Origin of the sequence: Klebsiella sp. CN_Kp100, assembly GCF_040065315.1 — a bacterium.
Lineage (GTDB): Bacteria > Pseudomonadota > Gammaproteobacteria > Enterobacterales > Enterobacteriaceae > Klebsiella > Klebsiella oxytoca.
The window spans coordinates 62,572-81,135 of the sequence record NZ_JBEAIJ010000036.1; the positions used below are offsets into that span (position 1 = coordinate 62,572).

General features: G+C 54.6%; 14 protein-coding genes. 9 read left to right on the forward strand and 5 right to left on the reverse strand.

From position 1 onward, the window contains the following. The first annotated feature begins 73 nt into the window (after positions 1 to 73). The 6 genes from alsA (at position 74) to ABLV12_RS13390 (ending at position 7,557) form a co-directional block, all read left to right on the forward strand. Entirely contained in the window at positions 74 to 1,606 is a 1,533-nt protein-coding gene (alsA, locus tag ABLV12_RS13365) for a D-allose ABC transporter ATP-binding protein AlsA (protein WP_004109412.1), read from the forward strand. After that, positions 1,585 to 2,565, forward strand: a complete 981-nt coding sequence (gene alsC / locus ABLV12_RS13370; protein WP_004109413.1) for a D-allose ABC transporter permease — start codon at positions 1,585 to 1,587, stop codon at positions 2,563 to 2,565. Before alsA ends, alsC begins: the two co-directional genes overlap by 22 nt. A gap of 10 nt (positions 2,566 to 2,575) precedes the next feature. Then, complete coding sequence (gene alsE, locus ABLV12_RS13375; RefSeq protein WP_348867099.1) at positions 2,576 to 3,271, forward strand: D-allulose 6-phosphate 3-epimerase; 696 nt, start codon at positions 2,576 to 2,578, stop codon at positions 3,269 to 3,271. Beyond that, positions 3,255 to 4,166: an allose kinase gene (alsK, locus tag ABLV12_RS13380; protein ID WP_348867100.1), complete on the forward strand. Its 912-nt coding sequence runs from the start codon at positions 3,255 to 3,257 to the stop codon at positions 4,164 to 4,166. The genes alsE and alsK overlap by 17 nt, the downstream gene beginning before the upstream one ends. A gap of 274 nt (positions 4,167 to 4,440) precedes the next feature. Beyond that, entirely contained in the window at positions 4,441 to 6,588 is a 2,148-nt protein-coding gene (gene fdhF / locus ABLV12_RS13385) for a formate dehydrogenase subunit alpha (protein ID WP_077598988.1), read from the forward strand. Between the two features lie 285 nt (positions 6,589 to 6,873). Next, entirely contained in the window at positions 6,874 to 7,557 is a 684-nt protein-coding gene (locus ABLV12_RS13390; protein ID WP_004109426.1) for a tetratricopeptide repeat protein, read from the forward strand. A 152-nt stretch (positions 7,558 to 7,709) separates the two neighbouring features. Here ABLV12_RS13390 and gltP read toward each other — a convergent pair whose 3' ends face one another. Next, positions 7,710 to 9,023 carry a glutamate/aspartate:proton symporter GltP gene (gene gltP, locus ABLV12_RS13395; RefSeq protein ID WP_004109428.1) on the reverse strand — a complete coding sequence of 438 codons (1,314 nt, stop codon included), beginning with the start codon at positions 9,021 to 9,023 and terminating at the stop codon, positions 7,710 to 7,712. A 411-nt stretch (positions 9,024 to 9,434) separates the two neighbouring features. Here gltP and acs point away from each other — a divergent pair, with 411 nt between their 5' ends. The 3 genes from acs (at position 9,435) to actP (ending at position 13,536) form a co-directional block, all read left to right on the forward strand. Further along, entirely contained in the window at positions 9,435 to 11,393 is a 1,959-nt protein-coding gene (gene acs / locus ABLV12_RS13400) for an acetate--CoA ligase (RefSeq protein ID WP_348867101.1), read from the forward strand. Between the two features lie 182 nt (positions 11,394 to 11,575). Then, positions 11,576 to 11,890 carry a DUF485 domain-containing protein gene (locus tag ABLV12_RS13405; protein WP_004127871.1) on the forward strand — a complete coding sequence of 105 codons (315 nt, stop codon included), beginning with the start codon at positions 11,576 to 11,578 and terminating at the stop codon, positions 11,888 to 11,890. Continuing rightward, positions 11,887 to 13,536, forward strand: coding sequence for a cation/acetate symporter ActP (actP, locus tag ABLV12_RS13410; protein WP_004109434.1), 1,650 nt, complete (start codon positions 11,887 to 11,889; stop codon positions 13,534 to 13,536). The genes ABLV12_RS13405 and actP overlap by 4 nt, the downstream gene beginning before the upstream one ends. 43 nt (positions 13,537 to 13,579) lie before the next feature. Here actP and ABLV12_RS13415 read toward each other — a convergent pair whose 3' ends face one another. The 4 genes from ABLV12_RS13415 to ABLV12_RS13430 are packed head-to-tail and all read right to left on the reverse strand — an operon-like array spanning position 13,580 to position 18,536. Beyond that, positions 13,580 to 14,677 (reverse strand): type 1 fimbrial protein, encoded by a 1,098-nt coding sequence (locus ABLV12_RS13415; protein ID WP_064396621.1) that lies wholly within the window; start codon positions 14,675 to 14,677, stop codon positions 13,580 to 13,582. Between the two features lie 22 nt (positions 14,678 to 14,699). Continuing rightward, entirely contained in the window at positions 14,700 to 15,308 is a 609-nt protein-coding gene (locus ABLV12_RS13420; protein ID WP_004117270.1) for a fimbrial protein, read from the reverse strand. Continuing rightward, positions 15,305 to 17,896 (reverse strand): fimbria/pilus outer membrane usher protein, encoded by a 2,592-nt coding sequence (locus ABLV12_RS13425; protein ID WP_064396623.1) that lies wholly within the window; start codon positions 17,894 to 17,896, stop codon positions 15,305 to 15,307. Before ABLV12_RS13425 ends, ABLV12_RS13420 begins: the two co-directional genes overlap by 4 nt. Continuing rightward, entirely contained in the window at positions 17,850 to 18,536 is a 687-nt protein-coding gene (locus ABLV12_RS13430) for a fimbrial assembly chaperone (RefSeq protein WP_064396625.1), read from the reverse strand. Before ABLV12_RS13430 ends, ABLV12_RS13425 begins: the two co-directional genes overlap by 47 nt. Between the last annotated feature and the right edge of the window lie 28 nt (positions 18,537 to 18,564).

The window sequence follows — 18,564 nt, forward strand, 5'->3', positions numbered from 1 at the left end:
TGACCTTGTACTGACGGTTGCCCTCACCCCGACCCTCTCCCCCACGGAGAGGGTGAAAATATAAGGAAAATCTATGCTCACGCCATATATTTCAATGGCGGGGATCGGCAAATCCTTTGGCCCGGTTCACGCATTAAAATCGGTTGATTTAACTATTTACCCCCATGAAATACATGCGTTATTAGGGGAAAATGGTGCCGGTAAATCAACGCTGATGAAAGTTCTGTCGGGAATACATGAACCGACCAAAGGCACCATTACGATTAATAACGTTAACTACGACAAGCTTGATCATAAATTAGCGGCCCAGCTCGGCATTGGAATTATTTATCAGGAGCTCAGCGTCATTGATGAATTAACGGTGCTGGAGAATTTATATATTGGCCGCCATCTGACGAAAAAAGTCTGCGGCGTCAACGTGATCGACTGGAAAGAAATGCGCGTGCGGGCGGCGATGATGCTGCTGCGCGTCGGGCTGAAGATCGACTTAGACGAAAAGGTGGCAAATCTCTCCATCAGCCACAAGCAGATGCTGGAAATCGCCAAGACGCTGATGCTTGATGCCAAAGTCCTGATCATGGATGAACCGACCTCCTCGCTGACCAATAAAGAGGTGGACTATCTGTTTCTGATCATGAATCAGCTGCGGAAAGAGGGCACCGCCATTGTCTATATCTCGCACAAGCTGGCGGAAATACGCCGCATCTGCGACCGCTACACGGTCATGAAAGACGGCAGCAGCGTCTGCAGCGGGATGGTCAGCGAAGTGAATAACGATGACATCGTTCGTCTGATGGTTGGCCGCGAACTGCAAAACCGCTTCAACGCCATGAAAGAGAGCACCGGCAATATCGCCCGCGAGACGGTGTTTGAAGTGAAAAACGTCACCAGCCATGACAAGAAAAAGGTACGCGATATCTCGTTTAGCGTGAATCGCGGCGAAATTCTCGGTTTTGCCGGACTGGTCGGTTCCGGGCGCACCGAACTGATGGACTGCCTGTTTGGGGTTGATAAACGTAGCAGCGGTGAGATTTACCTCAACGGCAAAGCGATCTCCCCCCGCTCGCCGCTGGACGCTTTAAAGAAAGGCATGGGCTACATCACCGAAAGCCGCCGGGAAAACGGCTTTTTCCCCAATTTTTCTATCGCCCAGAATATGGCAGTCAGCCAGAGCCTGAAGCGCGGCGGCTACAAAGGGGCCATGGGGCTGTTCCGCGAAGGCGACGAACGCAAAACGGCGGAAGAGCAGCGCAAGCTGCTGGCGCTGAAGTGCCATTCGGTCGATCAGAACATTACCGAGCTATCCGGCGGTAACCAGCAGAAGGTGCTGATATCGAAATGGCTATGCTGCAGCCCCGAAGTGATCATTTTTGACGAGCCGACGCGCGGTATCGACGTGGGCGCAAAAGCCGAAATTTATAAAGTGATGCGCCAGCTGGCCGATGACGGAAAAGTCATCCTGATGGTGTCATCCGAACTACCTGAAATTATCGCCGTCTGCGACCGCATTGCCGTGTTCTGCGAAGGGCGACTGACGCAAATCCTGACCAATCGCGACGATATGAGCGAAGAGGAGATTATGGCATGGGCACTACCACAAGAGTAAAAGGCGATATGGACGAGAAAAAACCGTTTAACTTCGCGCTGTTCTGGGATAAATACGGCACCTTTTTTATCCTCGCTATCATCGTCGCCATCTTCGGCACCCTGTCGTCAGAGTACTTCCTGACGACCAACAACATTACGCAGATCTTTGTCCAGAGTTCGGTCACCGTGCTGATCGGCATGGGCGAGTTCTTCGCGATCCTCGTCGCCGGGATCGACCTGTCGGTCGGGGCGATCCTCGCGCTCTCCGGGATGGTCACCGCCAAGCTGATGCTGGCGGGCGTTGACCCGTTCCTTGCGGCGCTGATTGGCGGCGTGCTGGTCGGCGGCGCGCTGGGCGCCATCAACGGCTGTCTGGTCAACTGGACCGGGCTGCATCCGTTCATTATTACCCTCGGCACCAACGCCATCTTCCGCGGTATCACGCTGGTTATCTCTGATGCCAACTCGGTGTACGGCTTTTCATTTGATTTCGTTAACTTCTTTGCCGCCACGCCGCTGGGCATCCCGGTGCCGGTGATCTTCTCGCTGATTGTGGCGCTGATCCTATGGTTCCTGACCACCCGTATGCGCGTCGGCCGCAATATCTACGCGCTGGGCGGCAACAAAAACTCCGCTTTCTACTCCGGTATCGACGTCAAGTTTCACATGCTGCTGGTGTTCATCATTTCCGGTATTTGCGCCGGACTGGCGGGCGTGGTCTCCACCGCGCGTCTCGGTGCAGCAGAGCCGCTGGCCGGTATGGGCTTTGAAACCTACGCCATCGCCAGCGCCATCATCGGCGGTACCAGCTTCTTCGGCGGCAAAGGACGCATCTTCTCGGTGGTCATCGGCGGCCTGATTATCGGCACCATCAATAACGGACTGAACATTCTGCAAGTACAAACCTACTACCAGCTGGTGGTAATGGGCGGATTAATCATCGCGGCTGTCGCCCTCGACCGTCTTATCAGTAAGTAAGGAATTTATCATGAAAATTGCTCCCTCTTTAATGTGTATGGATCTGCTGAAATTTAAAGAACAGATCGAGTTTATCGACCAGCATGCAGACTATTTTCACATCGATATCATGGACGGTCATTTTGTGCCGAACCTGACCCTGTCGCCGTTTTTCGTCGGCCAGGTCAAAAAGCTGGCCAGCAAACCGCTGGATTGCCATCTGATGGTCACTCGCCCGCAGGATTACATTAGCCAGCTGGCGCAGGCGGGGGCGGATTTTATCACCCTGCATCCGGAAACCATCAACGGCCAGGCCTTCCGCCTGATCGAAGAAATTCGACGCCACGGTATGAAAGTCGGGCTGATCCTTAACCCGGAAACCCCGGTTGAGACCATGAAGTACTACATTCATAAAGCCGACAAAATCACGGTGATGACCGTCGATCCGGGCTTTGCCGGACAGCCATTTATCCCGGAAATGCTGGAGAAAATCGCTGAACTTAAAGCCTGGCGCGAGCGCGAAGGGCTGAACTACGAGATCGAAATCGATGGCTCCTGCAATAAAGCCACCTATGAAAAACTGATGGCGGCGGGCGCGGACGTCTTTATCGTCGGTACTTCGGGCCTCTTTAATCACGCCGAGAAGATTGAAGAGGCATGGCAGATCATGGTCGAGCAAATTCTGGCGGCAAAAAACGAGGTACAGCCTCATGCAAAAAAAGCGTAACGTCGTCGCGGGCGTGGATATGGGAGCGACTCATATCCGTTTTTGCCTGCAAAAGGCGCAGGGCGAAGCGCTGCACTGCGAAAAGCTGCGTACCGCGGAGGTGATTAACGCCGACGGCCTGGTTAACGGCATTAAAAACCTGCTACAGCAGCAGCTAAACCAACATGATGCCCGCTGCTGCGGGCTGGTGATGGGGTTTCCGGCGCTGGTGGCAAAAGACAAGCGGACGATTATCTCCACCCCCAACCTGCCTCTGGCCGCTGACGATCTGTATAACCTGGCGGACCGGCTGGAAGCGGCGCTGGGCTGCCCGGTGGAGTTTTCCCGCGATGTGAATCTGCAGCTCTCTTTTGATGTGCAGCAGAACGGCCTGCAGGAGCAGGAGGTGCTGGCGGCCTATCTTGGCACCGGTATGGGCTTCGCGGTCTGGCTAAACGGCGGGCCGTGGACCGGCGCCCACGGCGTGGCGGGCGAGCTGGGGCATATCCCCCAGGGCGATGACGCCCTCACCTGCGCCTGCGGAAACCCCGCCTGTCTGGAAACCGTCTGCTCCGGCATTGCGCTAAAGCGCTGGTATGAACAGCAGCCGCGCGCGTACGAACTGGGCGAGCTGTTCGTTCATGCCGCACAGGAGCCGTTTGTGCAGCAGTTGCTGAATCATGCCGCCCGCGCCATCGCCACCAGTATTAACCTGTTCGACCCCGCTGCGGTGATCCTCGGCGGCGGCGTAATGGATATGCCCGCTTTCCCGCGCGACGCCCTAATCACCAGGGTTAAAACCTACGTTCGCCGTCCGCTACCGTATCAGGCCGTACGCTTTATCGCCGCTTCCTCCTCGGCGTTTAACGGCGCCCGGGGCGCGGCGGCGCTGGCGAGAAGCCGTTATTTGACCTAGCCCAATAAGCGCAGCACCGCTTTCAAGCCTGCCCGCTATCCTCCCCGGAAGCGGAGCTGCGCCCCTCCCGGGCTATCCATCATCGTCTGTCCGAGCGCGTCACCTGCTCCCGCGTCGACACGTCAAAACTGACGATAGCCTGTTTTTCGTCAGCATTTCGCCCAAAAAAACAACGTATCATCAGGCGATACCCACAATGAAAACATGGCATAGAAGATGCATAGTGACGGCGCGATAGCGCGTATGCGCCAATTGATTAACTGGAGCAAGACCGATGAAAAAAGTCGTCACGGTTTGTCCGTATTGCGCATCAGGTTGCAAAATCAACCTGGTGGTCGATAACGGCAAAATCGTTCGGGCGGAGGCGGCACAGGGGAAAACCAACCAGGGAACCCTGTGTCTGAAAGGCTATTATGGCTGGGACTTCATTAACGATACCCAGATCCTTACCCCGCGCCTGAAAACCCCTATGATCCGTCGCCAGCGCGGCGGCAAGCTGGAATCCGTCTCCTGGGATGAGGCGCTCGATTACGTCGCCACTCGCCTCAGCGCTATTAAAGAGAAATATGGCCCGGACGCGATTCAGACTACCGGCTCGTCCCGCGGAACGGGTAACGAAACCAACTATGTGATGCAAAAATTCGCGCGCGCCGTTATTGGTACCAATAACGTCGACTGCTGCGCTCGCGTCTGACACGGCCCATCGGTTGCAGGTCTGCACCAATCGGTCGGTAACGGCGCTATGAGTAATGCCATCACCGAGATCGACAATACCGATCTCGTGTTTATCTTCGGGTATAACCCGGCAGATTCACACCCTATTGTGGCGAATCATGTGATTAACGCCAAACGCAACGGGGCAAAAATCATCGTCTGCGATCCGCGTAAAATTGAAACCGCGCGCATTGCCGATATGCACATTGCGCTGAAGAACGGCTCGAATATCGCGCTGCTCAACGCTATCGGGCACGTGATTATCGAAGAAGACCTCTACGATAAATCCTTCGTCGCCAGCCGTTCTGAGGGCTTCGAAGAGTATCGCAAAATCGTCGAAGGCTACACGCCAGAGTCGGTGGAAGAGATCACCGGCGTGAGCGCCCAGGAGATCCGCGCCTGCGCCCGTATGTATGCCAGCGCGAAATCCGCCGCGATCCTGTGGGGCATGGGCGTGACCCAGTTCTACCAGGGCGTGGAAACCGTACGTTCGCTGACCAGCCTGGCGATCCTCACCGGCAACCTCGGCAAGCCGAGCGTCGGCGTCAACCCGGTGCGCGGCCAGAACAACGTTCAGGGCGCCTGCGACATGGGCGCGCTGCCGGATACCTATCCGGGCTATCAATACGTTAAGTTCCCGGAGAACCGCGAGAAGTTCGCCAAAGCCTGGGGCGTCGATAGCCTGCCGGCGCACACCGGCTACCGCATCAGCGAGCTGCCGCACCGCGCGGCGCATGGCGAGGTTCGGGCGGCGTACATTATGGGGGAAGATCCGCTCCAGACCGACGCCGAGCTGTCCGCAGTGCGTAAGGCATTCGACGATCTGGAACTGGTTATCGTCCAGGATATTTTCATGACCAAAACCGCCTCAGCGGCCGACGTTATCCTGCCGTCCACCTCGTGGGGCGAGCACGAAGGCGTCTATACCGCAGCGGACCGCGGCTTCCAGCGCTTCTTTAAAGCGGTAGAGCCGAAATGGGACCTGAAAACCGACTGGCAGATTATCAGCGAAATCGCTACCCGGATGGGCTACAAGATGCACTACAACAACACCCAGGAGATCTGGGACGAGTTGCGGCATCTGTGTCCGGATTTCTACGGCGCCACCTACGAGAAAATGGGCGAGTTAGGCTACGTCATGTGGCCGTGCCGCGATGAGTCCGACGCCGATCAGGGGACCTCTTATTTGTTTAAAGAGAAGTTCGATACCCCGAACGGTCTGGCGCAGTTCTTCACCTGCGACTGGGTCGCGCCAATTGACAAACTCACCGACGAGTACCCGATGGTGCTGTCGACGGTGCGCGAAGTCGGCCACTACTCGTGCCGTTCGATGACCGGTAACTGTGCGGCGCTGGCCGCGCTGGCGGATGAACCTGGCTATGCGCAAATCAACACCGCCGATGCCGAACGTTTGGGCATTGAGGATGAGGCGCTGGTGTGGGTGAACTCGCGTAAGGGCCGTATTATCACCCGCGCGCAGGTCAGCGATCGTCCGAATAAAGGGGCGGTCTATATGACCTACCAGTGGTGGATTGGCGCCTGTAACGAGCTGGTTTCCGAGAACCTGAGCCCGATAACCAAAACGCCGGAGTACAAGTACTGCGCCGTCAACGTTGAGCCGATTGCCGACCAGCGTGCCGCTGAGCAGTACGTCATTGATGAGTACAACAAGCTGAAAGCCCGCCTGCGCGAAAGCGCGCTGGGTTAATCGGACCGCCTCCCCGGAGGCGGTGCTTCGCACCTGGCCGGGCTATCGGACCGCAGAAGACTGTGAATCAATCCCCCCGGATGGCGGCTAACACCTTATCCGGGCTAACGGACCGCAGACGACTGTGAATCTGTAGCCCGGGCAAGGCGCGTCGGCGCCGCCCCCGGGGAAACAGACGACACGATTATTCGGATAAACCATAAGTATCCCCCACGAGTTCCCGGCGTTTTCTTCTTCTTCCCCTGCCTTTATACTGCTCGTTATGTCCTCTACCGATAATAAAAAATGAAATACCTCTATTTACTGCTGGTGATAGCAAGCTTCACCTCAGGCGCCATGGAACCAGGTAGCCAGTATAGACAGCAGGCCGAAGCCGGCGATCCACGTGCACAATATTACCTGGCGGATACTTACGTCAGTTTCGGCGATTTTCCCCAGGCCGAATTCTGGGCGCAGAAAGCCGCAGACAACGGCGATGGCGACGCGCTGGCGCTGCTGGCCCAGCTCAAAATCCGCAATCCTCAGCAGGCCGACTACCACCAGGCTAAAGTGCTGGCGGAAAAGTCCGTACAAACAGGCAGCAAGGCGGGGGAAATTGTTCTCGCCCGGGTGCTGGTGAACCAGCAGGCCGGTACGCCGAACTACCCCCACGCCATCACTCTCTTACAGCACGCCGCGCAGGATCCGGAAAGCGATTCAGCCGTTGACGCTCAGATGCTGCTGGGGCTGATTTACGCCAGCGGCGTTCATCTTCCGGAAGATGATGTCAAAGCGACGCAGTACTTTAAAGAGAGCTCTGCCCTCTCCCGTACCGGCTACGCCGAATACTGGGCCGGGATGCTTTTCCTGCAGGGGGAAAAAGGCTTTATCGAACCGAACCGGCAGAAAGCGCTGCACTGGCTCAACGTTAGCTGTCAGGAGGGGTTTGATACCGGCTGTGAAGAGTTCGACAGGATAAGTAAAAGATAAGAAAAAGCCCGGCGCAGCCCATACGCCGGGCTTGTTGGAGATGTTCACCAGCCGATCTGGCTGGAGTGTTTCGGCCGGGTCAGGCGTTAGCCGCCGACAGAAACGCGACGCTTTTCTCTCAGGCCCGGTGCGATGTCACCGGGCTTTCTGTTTTATTGCGCCGTTTTATCAAATTTGCCCAGCACTTCACGCTCATACGCCAGCGCTTTTTTGCGGTCAAATTTGTGTTCCCACTTGGCGATAACCAGCACCGCCAGCGCGTTGCCCACCACGTTCAGCGCGGTACGCGCCATATCGAGGATACGGTCAACGCCGGCGATAAACGCCAGACCTTCCAGCGGAATGCCCACGCTGCCCAGCGTCGCCAGCAGCACCACGAAGGAGACGCCCGGTACGCCGGCAATCCCTTTCGACGTCACCATCAGCGTCAGCACGAGGGTAATTTCCTGCCAGATGGACAGATCAATACCGTACAGCTGGGCGATGAAGATAGCCGCAATACTCTGATACAGCGTCGAGCCGTCGAGGTTAAAGGAGTAGCCGGTCGGCACCACGAAGCTGGTGATCGACGCTGGCGCGCCGTAGGCTTCCATCTTCTCGATAATACGCGGCAGCACGCTCTCGGAGCTGGCGGTAGAGTAGGCCAGAATCAGCTCATCCTTCAGAATGCGGATCAGGGTCCAGATGCTCAGTCCGCATACCCGCGCCACGATGCCAAGCACCACCAGCGCGAAGAACAGAATGGCGAAATACACCAGAATCACCAGCTTCGCCAGCGGCCACAGTGAAGCGAAGCCGAAGGTCGCCACGGTCACCGAGATCAGCGCGAACACGCCCACCGGCGCGTAGCGCATCACCATGTGCGTCACTTTAAACATGGTTTCAGAGATAGAGCGGAACACCGTGACCAGCGGTTCACGATGGGTAGCGGGCAGCGAGGAAAGACCGAGACCAAATAGCACCGAGAAGAAGATGATCGGCAGCATGTCGCCCTTCGCCATCGAAGCCACGATATTGGTCGGTACCAGCGAGAGGATGGTGCCCATCAGGCCATGCGCGTGGCTCTGTACTTCTGCCGTGGTGTTTTGATATTTCGAAATATCCACCGCCGCCAGCTGCGACATATCAATGCCACTTCCTGGCTGAAAGACGTTAGCCAGGGTAATCCCCAGCACGATGGCCACCGTGGTGATCACTTCAAAATAGATAATGGTTTTCGCGCCGATACGGCCCAGCTGCTTCGCATCGCCTACGCCGGCAATGCCGACCACCAGGGTCGAGATGACGATCGGTACGACGATCATTTTAATCAGATGGATAAAGATATCGCCCGCCGGGGTCAGCAGGTTCGAGATTAACCAGTCACGGCTTTCGGCGTGGTAATGCAGGTAACTGCCCAGAAGTATGCCCAGCACCAGAGCCAGCAAAATTTGCCAGGCCAGGCTGACTTTTGTTTTTTTCTTCACTACAGACTTCCTCGATGAAAGGCGCCATTCCAGGAGGTAATGGCACCCACTGAAAGGGGTATGAATTGTGTTGCGTTGCTTTATGGGGTTATTTAACGCGCAATATCAGTATCATTTGCACGGCATGCTGCGCAAGTCTTTAAGAACAGCGGTTTACTCTGGTTTTATGCATAAACTCGCTAATATCCCCACCTTATCTTGCATAAGTATTTGTTATAAAAAATATTTAATAAATTCATTTTCTATAAATCCATTTCAGAAATTATTTCACCTCAAAGTTTCATTTGATTGATTTTCATTCAGTTCAATCAATGCGTGATCTGTCCCCCAAATAGCAAACAAAGCCGCCAAAGCCCCTACTATTAACGTTTATTTGACATATATTTAACAATCTACAGGAGAAAAAAAGCCATGAGCCAAATACATAAACACTCTATTCCCGCTAATATTGCGGAACGCTGCCTGATTAACCCGGAACAGTACGAGGCGCAGTATCAGCAGTCCGTCACCGACCCTGATGCCTTCTGGGGCGAGCAGGGCAAAATTCTCGACTGGATCAAGCCCTACACGCGCGTGAAAAACACCTCGTTCGCGCCGGGTAATATCTCCATCAAATGGTACGAAGACGGCACCCTTAACCTGGCCGCTAACTGTCTCGATCGCCATCTGGCGGAGCGCGGCGACCAGACGGCCATCATCTGGGAAGGCGACGACGCCAGCCAGAGCAAAAATATCACTTATCGCGAACTCCACCGTGATGTCTGCCGCTTTGCCAATGTCCTGCTCGACCTCGGCATTAAAAAGGGCGATGTCGTGGCTATCTATATGCCGATGGTGCCGGAAGCCGCGGTGGCCATGCTGGCCTGCGCCCGCATCGGCGCTATCCATTCGGTGATTTTCGGCGGCTTCTCACCGGAAGCAGTCGCCGGACGTATCATCGATTCCAACTCCCGCCTGGTGATCACCTCTGATGAAGGCCTGCGCGCCGGTCGCGCGATCCCGCTGAAGAAGAACGTCGACGACGCGCTGAAAAACCCGCACGTGAAGAGCATCGAAAACGTGGTGGTGTTTAAACGTACCGGCGGCAAAATCGACTGGCAGGAAGGCCGCGACCTGTGGTGGAGCGATCTGATTGAGAAAGCCAGCGCGGAACACCAGCCTGAAGAGATGAACGCTGAAGATCCGCTGTTTATCCTTTATACCTCCGGCTCGACCGGTAAGCCAAAGGGCGTACTGCATACTACCGGCGGTTACCTGGTCTATGCGGCCTCAACGTTTAAATACGTTTTTGACTACCATCCGGGCGACATCTACTGGTGCACCGCCGACGTCGGCTGGGTCACCGGCCACAGCTACCTCCTGTACGGTCCGCTGGCCTGCGGCGCGACGACGCTGATGTTCGAGGGCGTACCGAACTGGCCAACCCCGGCGCGCATGTGCCAGGTGGTCGACAAGCATCAGGTCAACATTCTTTATACCGCCCCCACGGCGATCCGCGCACTGATGGCGGAAGGCGATAAGGCTATTGAAGGCACCGACCGCTCTTCCCTGCGCATTCTCGGCTCCGTCGGCGAACCAATCAACCCGGAAGCCTGGGAGTGGTACTGGAAGAAGATCGGCAACGAGAAGTGCCCGGTGATGGACACCTGGTGGCAAACCGAAACCGGCGGCTTTATGATCACCCCGCTGCCCGGCGCCATTGAGCTGAAGGCCGGTTCCGCGACGCGTCCCTTCTTCGGCGTTCAGCCGGTGCTGGTGGATAACGAAGGCACGCCGCTGGAAGGCGCCACCGAAGGTAACCTGGCGATCGCCGACTCCTGGCCGGGCCAGGCGCGTACGCTGTTTGGCGACCACGAACGCTTCGAACAGACCTACTTCTCGACTTTTAAAAATATGTACTTCAGCGGCGACGGCGCGCGCCGTGACGAAGATGGCTACTACTGGATCACCGGTCGCGTCGATGACGTGCTGAACGTTTCCGGCCACCGTCTCGGAACCGCCGAAATCGAATCGGCGCTGGTGTCGCATCCGAAAATCGCCGAAGCGGCGGTGGTCGGTATTCCGCATAACATTAAAGGCCAGGCCATTTACGCTTACGTCACTCTCAACCATGGCGAAGAACCGACGCCGGAGCTCTACGCCGAGGTGCGCAACTGGGTCCGTAAGGAGATTGGCCCGCTGGCGACGCCGGACGTACTGCACTGGACCGATTCGTTACCGAAAACCCGTTCGGGCAAAATCATGCGCCGTATACTGCGCAAAATTGCCGCGGGCGATACCAATAATCTCGGCGATACCTCAACGCTTGCCGATCCTGGCGTGGTGGAAAAACTGCTCGAAGAGAAGCAGGCCATCGCTATGCCATCATAAACTAACCGATCCCCTACACCCTCTCCCCACCAGGGGAGAGGATATAAATACCCACTCCCCAAGGATTTCAGGTAGCAGGAAAGCGGTAAACAGGCTGACTCCCGACAGTTAACTGCCGGGGGGATAAGTGTTGCCGACGACCGGCGCGTGGATGACAAAAGGGAACCTCTGGAGACGCTATGATGAACGATCAGATTTGTCAGCGGATAGAAAATAGTGCGCATTTTAAGGAGCTTGTTGCAGCCCGGCAAAGGTTTGCCGCCATCCTGTCACTGATTATGCTGGTGATTTATGTGGGCTTTATTCTGCTTATCGCCTTTGCCCCCGGCTGGCTGGGCACGCCGCTGCATGCGGGAACCAGCGTCACCCGGGGTATTCCGATTGGTATCGGCGTGATCGTTATCTCTTTCGTATTAACCGGAATATACGTCTGGCGGGCAAATGGTGAATTTGATCGGCTGACAAAAAGCATTCTCAGCGAGGTTAAAGCATCATGAAGAAAGTCCTGACGGCGCTCGCCGCCACGCTCCCTTTGACCGTCAATGCCGCAGATGCCCTCACCGGCGCGGTACAGCGCCAGCCGACCAACTGGCAGGCGATCATCATGTTCCTGATTTTTGTCGCCCTGACGCTGTATATCACTTACTGGGCGTCAAAACGCGTACGTTCACGCAGCGACTACTACACCGCGGGCGGCAACATTACCGGTTTCCAGAACGGTCTGGCGATTGCCGGCGACTTTATGTCGGCGGCCTCGTTTCTCGGTATTTCCGCACTGGTTTACACCTCCGGCTACGACGGGCTGATCTACTCGCTCGGTTTCCTCGTCGGCTGGCCGATTATTCTGTTCCTGATCGCCGAACGCCTGCGTAACCTCGGCCGCTACACGTTTGCCGACGTGGCCTCTTATCGTCTCAAACAGGGGCCGATTCGCACCCTTTCCGCCTGCGGTTCGCTGGTGGTAGTGGCGCTCTACCTCATCGCCCAGATGGTCGGCGCGGGTAAGCTGATTCAACTGCTGTTCGGCCTCAACTACCACGTCGCGGTAGTGCTTGTCGGCGTGCTGATGGTGCTCTACGTCCTGTTTGGTGGCATGCTCGCCACCACCTGGGTGCAGATTATTAAAGCGGTCCTGCTGCTGTTCGGCGCCAGCTTTATGGCCTTTATGGTGATGAAGCACGTCGGCTTCAGCTTCAATAATCTGTTCACCGAAGCAATGGCGGTGCACCCGAAAGGCTCGGCGATTATGAGCCCCGGCGGACTGGTAAAAGATCCGATATCGGCGCTCTCGCTCGGCCTCGGGCTGATGTTCGGCACCGCGGGTCTGCCGCATATTCTGATGCGTTTCTTCACCGTGAGCGATGCCAAAGAAGCGCGTAAGAGCGTGTTCTATGCCACCGGCTTTATGGGTTACTTCTATATTCTGACCTTTATCATCGGCTTCGGCGCCATCATGCTGGTGGGGGCGAATCCGGCGTTCAAAGACGCGGCCGGGCAGCTTATCGGCGGCAACAATATGGCGGCAGTACATCTGGCGGATGCGGTCGGCGGCAACCTGTTCCTTGGCTTTATCTCAGCGGTCGCCTTCGCCACGATTCTGGCGGTGGTTGCTGGCCTGACGCTGGCGGGCGCATCGGCGGTGTCTCACGACCTGTACGCTAACGTGTTCCGCAAAGGCGCGACCGAGCGTCAGGAACTCAAGGTGTCGAAAATTACCGTACTGATCCTCGGCGTGGTGGCGATTCTGCTGGGTATCCTGTTCGAGAATCAGAACATCGCCTTTATGGTCGGCCTGGCGTTCTCCATCGCCGCCAGCTGTAACTTCCCGATTATCCTGTTGTCGATGTACTGGTCGAAGCTGACCACGCGCGGGGCGATGATTGGCGGCTGGCTGGGTCTGCTGACCGCGGTGATTTTGATGATCCTCGGCCCGACTATCTGGGTGCAGATCCTCGGTCACGAAAAGGCGATATTCCCGTATGAATATCCGGCGCTGTTCTCTATCGCCGTGGCCTTTATCGGTATCTGGTTCTTCTCTGCTACCGATAGCTCCGCGGAAGGCGCGCGCGAGCGTGAACTGTTCCGCGCCCAGTTTATTCGTTCGCAGACCGGGATCGGTATTGAGAAAGGTCAGGCGCATTAATGATTACCCCTACCCCGGCCTGACGGCTGGGGTAGGGGTGATTCTAGTTATAAGTGAATGTTATCGTTCCGCTGGCGTTGGCCGTTCCAGGCGTCACTTCAGCCCCGGTTTTGTAATAGTTAGTTGAAAAGATGAGCGAGTTCGATGCAGCAGCGCCGCCGGGATTATTCGGGTAGGTGAAGGTTGCGTAGCTGGCCTCAGCTCCGGCATTCAACGTTACACTTCTGCTGGATGTACTTAAATAAAAACTGGTGTTTAACGGTATAACCTTCCCGTTGAGGCTTAACTGCACACCCACACCGGTTGCTACGTTTTCCCCCGCCGTTAACGCAATAACGCTCCTGTTCGGATTATCGCCGTCGGCTTCAGTCGCCGTCACACGCATTGATATATTGGTTCCGGGCTCGCAGGAAAGCATCAGCGTTTGCTGGGCGGAGCCGGCTGTCGAGGAAAGAGTAAACTCACTCGTTTTCACGGAGCCCATAGGGAAATTCAGCGCGGTCGTACCTGCCGTACAGCCCATCGGCGTCAGCTTGATTTGCGTCGTACCGCTGATGTGCAGTTGGGAAATAACCATCGTGCCAGTGCTATCTTTAAGCGAAACCGATGAGATAGGGTCCTTTATCGACAGAGAGCTGTTGCTGGCGATTGCGCCTCCCGTGGCCACCAGCTGTAGCTGGTAGGCGGGGGAATAGTTTGTTGTGGCATAGTAATCTAAAAACCCCCCTGGTTTTCCAAGATAAAACTCTGAGTCGCCAATATAATGCTCAGTGTAATCAGGGAGAAAATCGTCAGTATCGCCATCATATTCACCGGTAATATTCAGCCAGACTTTCACTCTTAAACCAATACCCGGTACGGATGTCGTATAGATATGATCGCCAGTAAGTGCGCCTGCATTTGCTGAAGACCATTCAAAACGGGCATACATCTTCCCCTCACAGTTCCAGACCTGAGTATTCGAACGCGTTATTCTCCCGGAGTCATAAAGGACCGTTCCGGCAGAATAACTCCCCGCATTAATTAATATTTGTTCGGGTAGATTTGCCATCGTCACATCACCATAATTGGCCCCAGAGCTACAGGACCAACCATAAATAGGGAAAACCAACATCAATAGTAATAAAAAATATTTATTCATATATATCCCTAAACACCTTCCGTCATTTGTATGACACGTTGAAAGTGACCGTATAGGCAACGTTTCCTGGCGTTACTTTGCCGTATGGCGTATACATTCTGGCCGCCATATCAAAGGCGTGCCCGCCAGGGGAGGCCGTAAATGCATAGGTATAACTCTCGTTTGGACCCAGCGTTTTCCCATCCGCGGCACTCACAAGCTGTAAGCCAACATCCTTTGCCCCATCAATCAGCTCACTGACATAAATTGCGGGATAAGTACGATCAAACGGAGCGCCGCTAAACGTTATCGTCACTGAAGACGTACCGGTTGAGCAGTTATCAAATGCCAGGGAAACGGTTGTGGTATCGCTACTGGCCCCCGGTTTACCGGTCAGACGCTGAGAAGAAACCGTCCCCAGGCTGATAGCATTGGACGGTTTTACAAAAACCTCACAGACAGGTTCTTCAATATTGCCGGTGACATTAAAATTGACGGTACTCGTAGCGTCATAGGCCCAGGCAGATGAAGCACTGGCCAGTAGCCCTGCTATTGCAGCTATCGCTAGCCGCAATGGCGATTGAGCATGGTGTATCCGCATCGCTATCATTTTAGTGGTGTGCTCAAAACACAATATATTGAGATTGTTCATCGGCAATCCGCCGTATAAAAAACAATATCGTCAATTGATTTGTTAGATGATAAATCATAATTGACATAACACTGGCGAGTTAAAGCATCGCCCCACTTCACAAATAAGCGGCCTTTTTCTGGCAGCCCGGTCAAATAGGCCTGCCCGGAATCACCGACAATAGCGCTGCGTTTTTGTTTATACTCCTGACTTTCATCCTCTAGCGTAATCACCGCGCCAAACGGCACATCTTTATGATGAAATTGCAAGGTCATCATGGCCTTATAGCCAATCCAGGTATCATATTTAACTTTTACGATCGCATTGCGCGTCGGGACCACCGTTCTGACGATATTATCTATTTCCGCTCCCGAGACCTGCTGTTCATCAAGGGAGAGATTGTTTTCATGATAAGGACGAACGAAAGGCACTACGGCATACCCGGCAGAATCGGTCATGACGTTAGTCTGCCCGCGTACCGCGATATCCCTGACGCCAGGCGCTTCAATCAGCGCAACGCTCTCGCCCAGATAGCGTGACAGCGTTATCCCGCCGGAATGGGCGAGCATCCCACCGCGTAGCGAATAATTATAGTGGGCGCTGTTGCTGTCATAACCGTATCCGGCGGTGACTTCACCTTTTGAGCCCTGGTAGTTGAGGTTGATGTTCCCTGAGGTGCTTTTATCGCTGGCGTTATATCCCTCCTGCACGTTCCAGTTCAGAGAACGATCGGCGAAAGCGGAGCCATTTAAACCAAGACTGTGAGTGGTGTCTCCCACCCGGCTGCTGTTCATATTGTAGCTGGCTGATATATCGGCGCCGAAAGGAATACTCACGGTTAGCGAAATAATGCTGTCGCTGGAAGGCGAGCTATTTTCATTCTGGCCGCTGCTCTGCACATTGCGGTTATAGGCGTAGTTAATGAAGTAGGACATCCGGCCAAACGTATTGCTATAACTCACGCCCAGCGACTCCATCCGCGAGTTATCCCAGTAAGACTCACTGACCAGCGAAAGGGAGAGTGAACCGAATCCGGAGAAAATCTGCGACGCTGAAGCGTCAAAGCGGTCTTTAGTCCGACCGGATGACGAACAGCAGGCGCGATGAGAGTCCGCCCGATCGATAAAGTTCTGCAGAGAATAATAACCATGCGTTGAGTAACGGTACCCGGCAACGGAAAAGTTTGTCCCCGTCTGTGGAAAATCTTTACTAAAGCGCACGCGGTATGACTGCCCTTCGCTGGATGAAGCGTTATCCGATGAGGAATTTTCTTTTATGTCAGCCCAGGACTGAGAAGCATCAAAAGAGAGCGCCCCGACTGAACCCAAATTAAACCCGGCCCCCAGCAGGAGATTACTGTATTTATCCTCTAATTGCTGAAAGCCGCCGTACAGCGTGACGTTGCTCAACGCTCCCCAGGCAACGTTGGATTGTAGAAACTGATACTCCTTTCCGCCCGCGCTTCCCGGGCGCGTCTTGCCGCCGCTGAAAGCGTAATCAACCTGCCCTTCACGTTGTAATATTGCCAGTGAAGCAAACGGCACCACAAAGCTCTGCTCACTACCGTCTGATTCTTTCACCGTCACGTAGAGATCGCCCGCGCTTCCCGTGGGATAAAGATCGTTTATCTCAAAGGCGCCGGGAGAGACCGTTGTTTTATAAATGCTGTATCCGTTTTGATAAACCGTCACGTCTGCGGTCGAGCGCGCGATGCCTTTTATGACCGGTGCGAAGCCGTTCAGGCTGTCCGGGAGCATCTCTTTATCAGAGTTCAGTTGCAGGCCGGTGAAGCTGATGCTGTCAAACACCGCCGAAGAAGTATAGGTTTGCCCCACTATCAGCTGACCTTTCAGGGCGTGGATATCGCGTGAAATATAGCTATAGACGGAGTCCCACTGGCTGCCATCGTCATTATGATTGAGGGTGCTGTAATTACGTAAACGCCACGGCCCAACATTCAACCCCGGCTGCAGGCTGACAAACTGGCTGGAGGTGGAAACGCCTCCATCTCGCGGATCGGTTTTTTGCCCGGAAATGTTGTAATTCAATAGCCCGGCGGTAATGCCCTGCTGCCATCGGCTTTCCGGGACATACCCCCGCGGACGGTGCACTAAAGCCACCTGGGGTAAGGTAAAGTCGATTCGTTGTTGCGAGAGCTGTACCGCTGTCTCCCATCCGGGGATCGCAGACAGTTTTGCGCACTCCGAACCCGCCACGGTAAGCTCAGGATAATCTTCGGTTTTAATCGACCACTCTTTCAGGCGCGCGACGGAAAGACATGGCCGGGATGAAGCGGCGTTATTTTGATCCTGTCGCGTAAAAATGACGGACTCAGAAGCCACAAACGTATGGTTAATATAGACATCCAGGTTGTAGTCACCTGGCGGAATCGTCTCTTCAGAAATATAGGTTAAGTCAACGGCGGAGGTACCGGTTTCGTTTACCTCCAGCAGGTGGGGATTGAAGTACTCACCTGCCATCGCCGGGAGAGGTATTGTGGCAAAGCTGAAAATGAAGGCGGCATAGCCGCTGGTCAATAAAAAGGTATAACGCTTTCCAACGTTATTGAATGATGGCGGTATATTTCGGTCCAGGCATTCCATAATCATTGATCACGCTCCATGTGATTTTCTTTTTGCCCGCAGAAGAGGCATTTGCTACCGGTATTTTTATTGTTGAAAAGGGGGCAACAAGCCACGCTTCAGGTACTGCTTTGCCGTTCACCAAAACTTCAGAGAAATTCATATATAGAGGAGAAACATTTTTCACTTTTATATCTCGCCCTTCAGCAGACCACTGCAGCTTTTCGGCAAAATTTTCTGGTATGGCGCTTTTCAATGCGGCGGGTCGAAAAATAAGCTTTATCCTGGAATTAATCGCAAACTGAACCATATTTTTGTCCGGCGCGTTCTCCATGGCGGGAATCCCTTTAATATTCAACCAGAACATGGATTCCCGATCCTCCGCTAAAGGTTTACCCGAACGTAGAATGCGTACAAATCCTTGCTCTCCGGACTTCAGGCGAAATAGCGGAGGCGTTGTGATGAATGAATCTTTCGCTGGCGAGGCCGCATCGACAACGGAGATCCAGGATTGAACGATATTGGTCACATTATCCTTATTTTGAACAGATACCGTCGTCGACTTTTGTGTGCCATCGAATATCACCCGCGTGCCGCCCACGACTACGCTTGCCTGCGCCGCAGACGCACACAAATAAAAACAAATAAAGTAGAATAATCTGTTCATAATGGAGTCCAGTAAGGGAAAGAGTTAC

Coding starts and splice junctions, on each gene's coding strand:
- alsC (WP_004109413.1), top strand. CDS start 1,585: ATGGGCACTACCACAAGAGTAAAAGGCGATATGGACGAGAAAAAACCG.
- alsE (WP_348867099.1), top strand. CDS start 2,576: ATGAAAATTGCTCCCTCTTTAATGTGTATGGATCTGCTGAAATTTAAA.
- acs (WP_348867101.1), top strand. CDS start 9,435: ATGAGCCAAATACATAAACACTCTATTCCCGCTAATATTGCGGAACGC.
- actP (WP_004109434.1), top strand. CDS start 11,887: ATGAAGAAAGTCCTGACGGCGCTCGCCGCCACGCTCCCTTTGACCGTC.
- alsA (WP_004109412.1), top strand. CDS start 74: ATGCTCACGCCATATATTTCAATGGCGGGGATCGGCAAATCCTTTGGC.
- ABLV12_RS13425 (WP_064396623.1), bottom strand. CDS start 17,896: ATGATTATGGAATGCCTGGACCGAAATATACCGCCATCATTCAATAAC.
- ABLV12_RS13420 (WP_004117270.1), bottom strand. CDS start 15,308: ATGAACAATCTCAATATATTGTGTTTTGAGCACACCACTAAAATGATA.
- ABLV12_RS13390 (WP_004109426.1), top strand. CDS start 6,874: ATGAAATACCTCTATTTACTGCTGGTGATAGCAAGCTTCACCTCAGGC.
- ABLV12_RS13415 (WP_064396621.1), bottom strand. CDS start 14,677: ATGAATAAATATTTTTTATTACTATTGATGTTGGTTTTCCCTATTTAT.
- alsK (WP_348867100.1), top strand. CDS start 3,255: ATGCAAAAAAAGCGTAACGTCGTCGCGGGCGTGGATATGGGAGCGACT.
- ABLV12_RS13405 (WP_004127871.1), top strand. CDS start 11,576: ATGAACGATCAGATTTGTCAGCGGATAGAAAATAGTGCGCATTTTAAG.
- ABLV12_RS13430 (WP_064396625.1), bottom strand. CDS start 18,536: ATGAACAGATTATTCTACTTTATTTGTTTTTATTTGTGTGCGTCTGCG.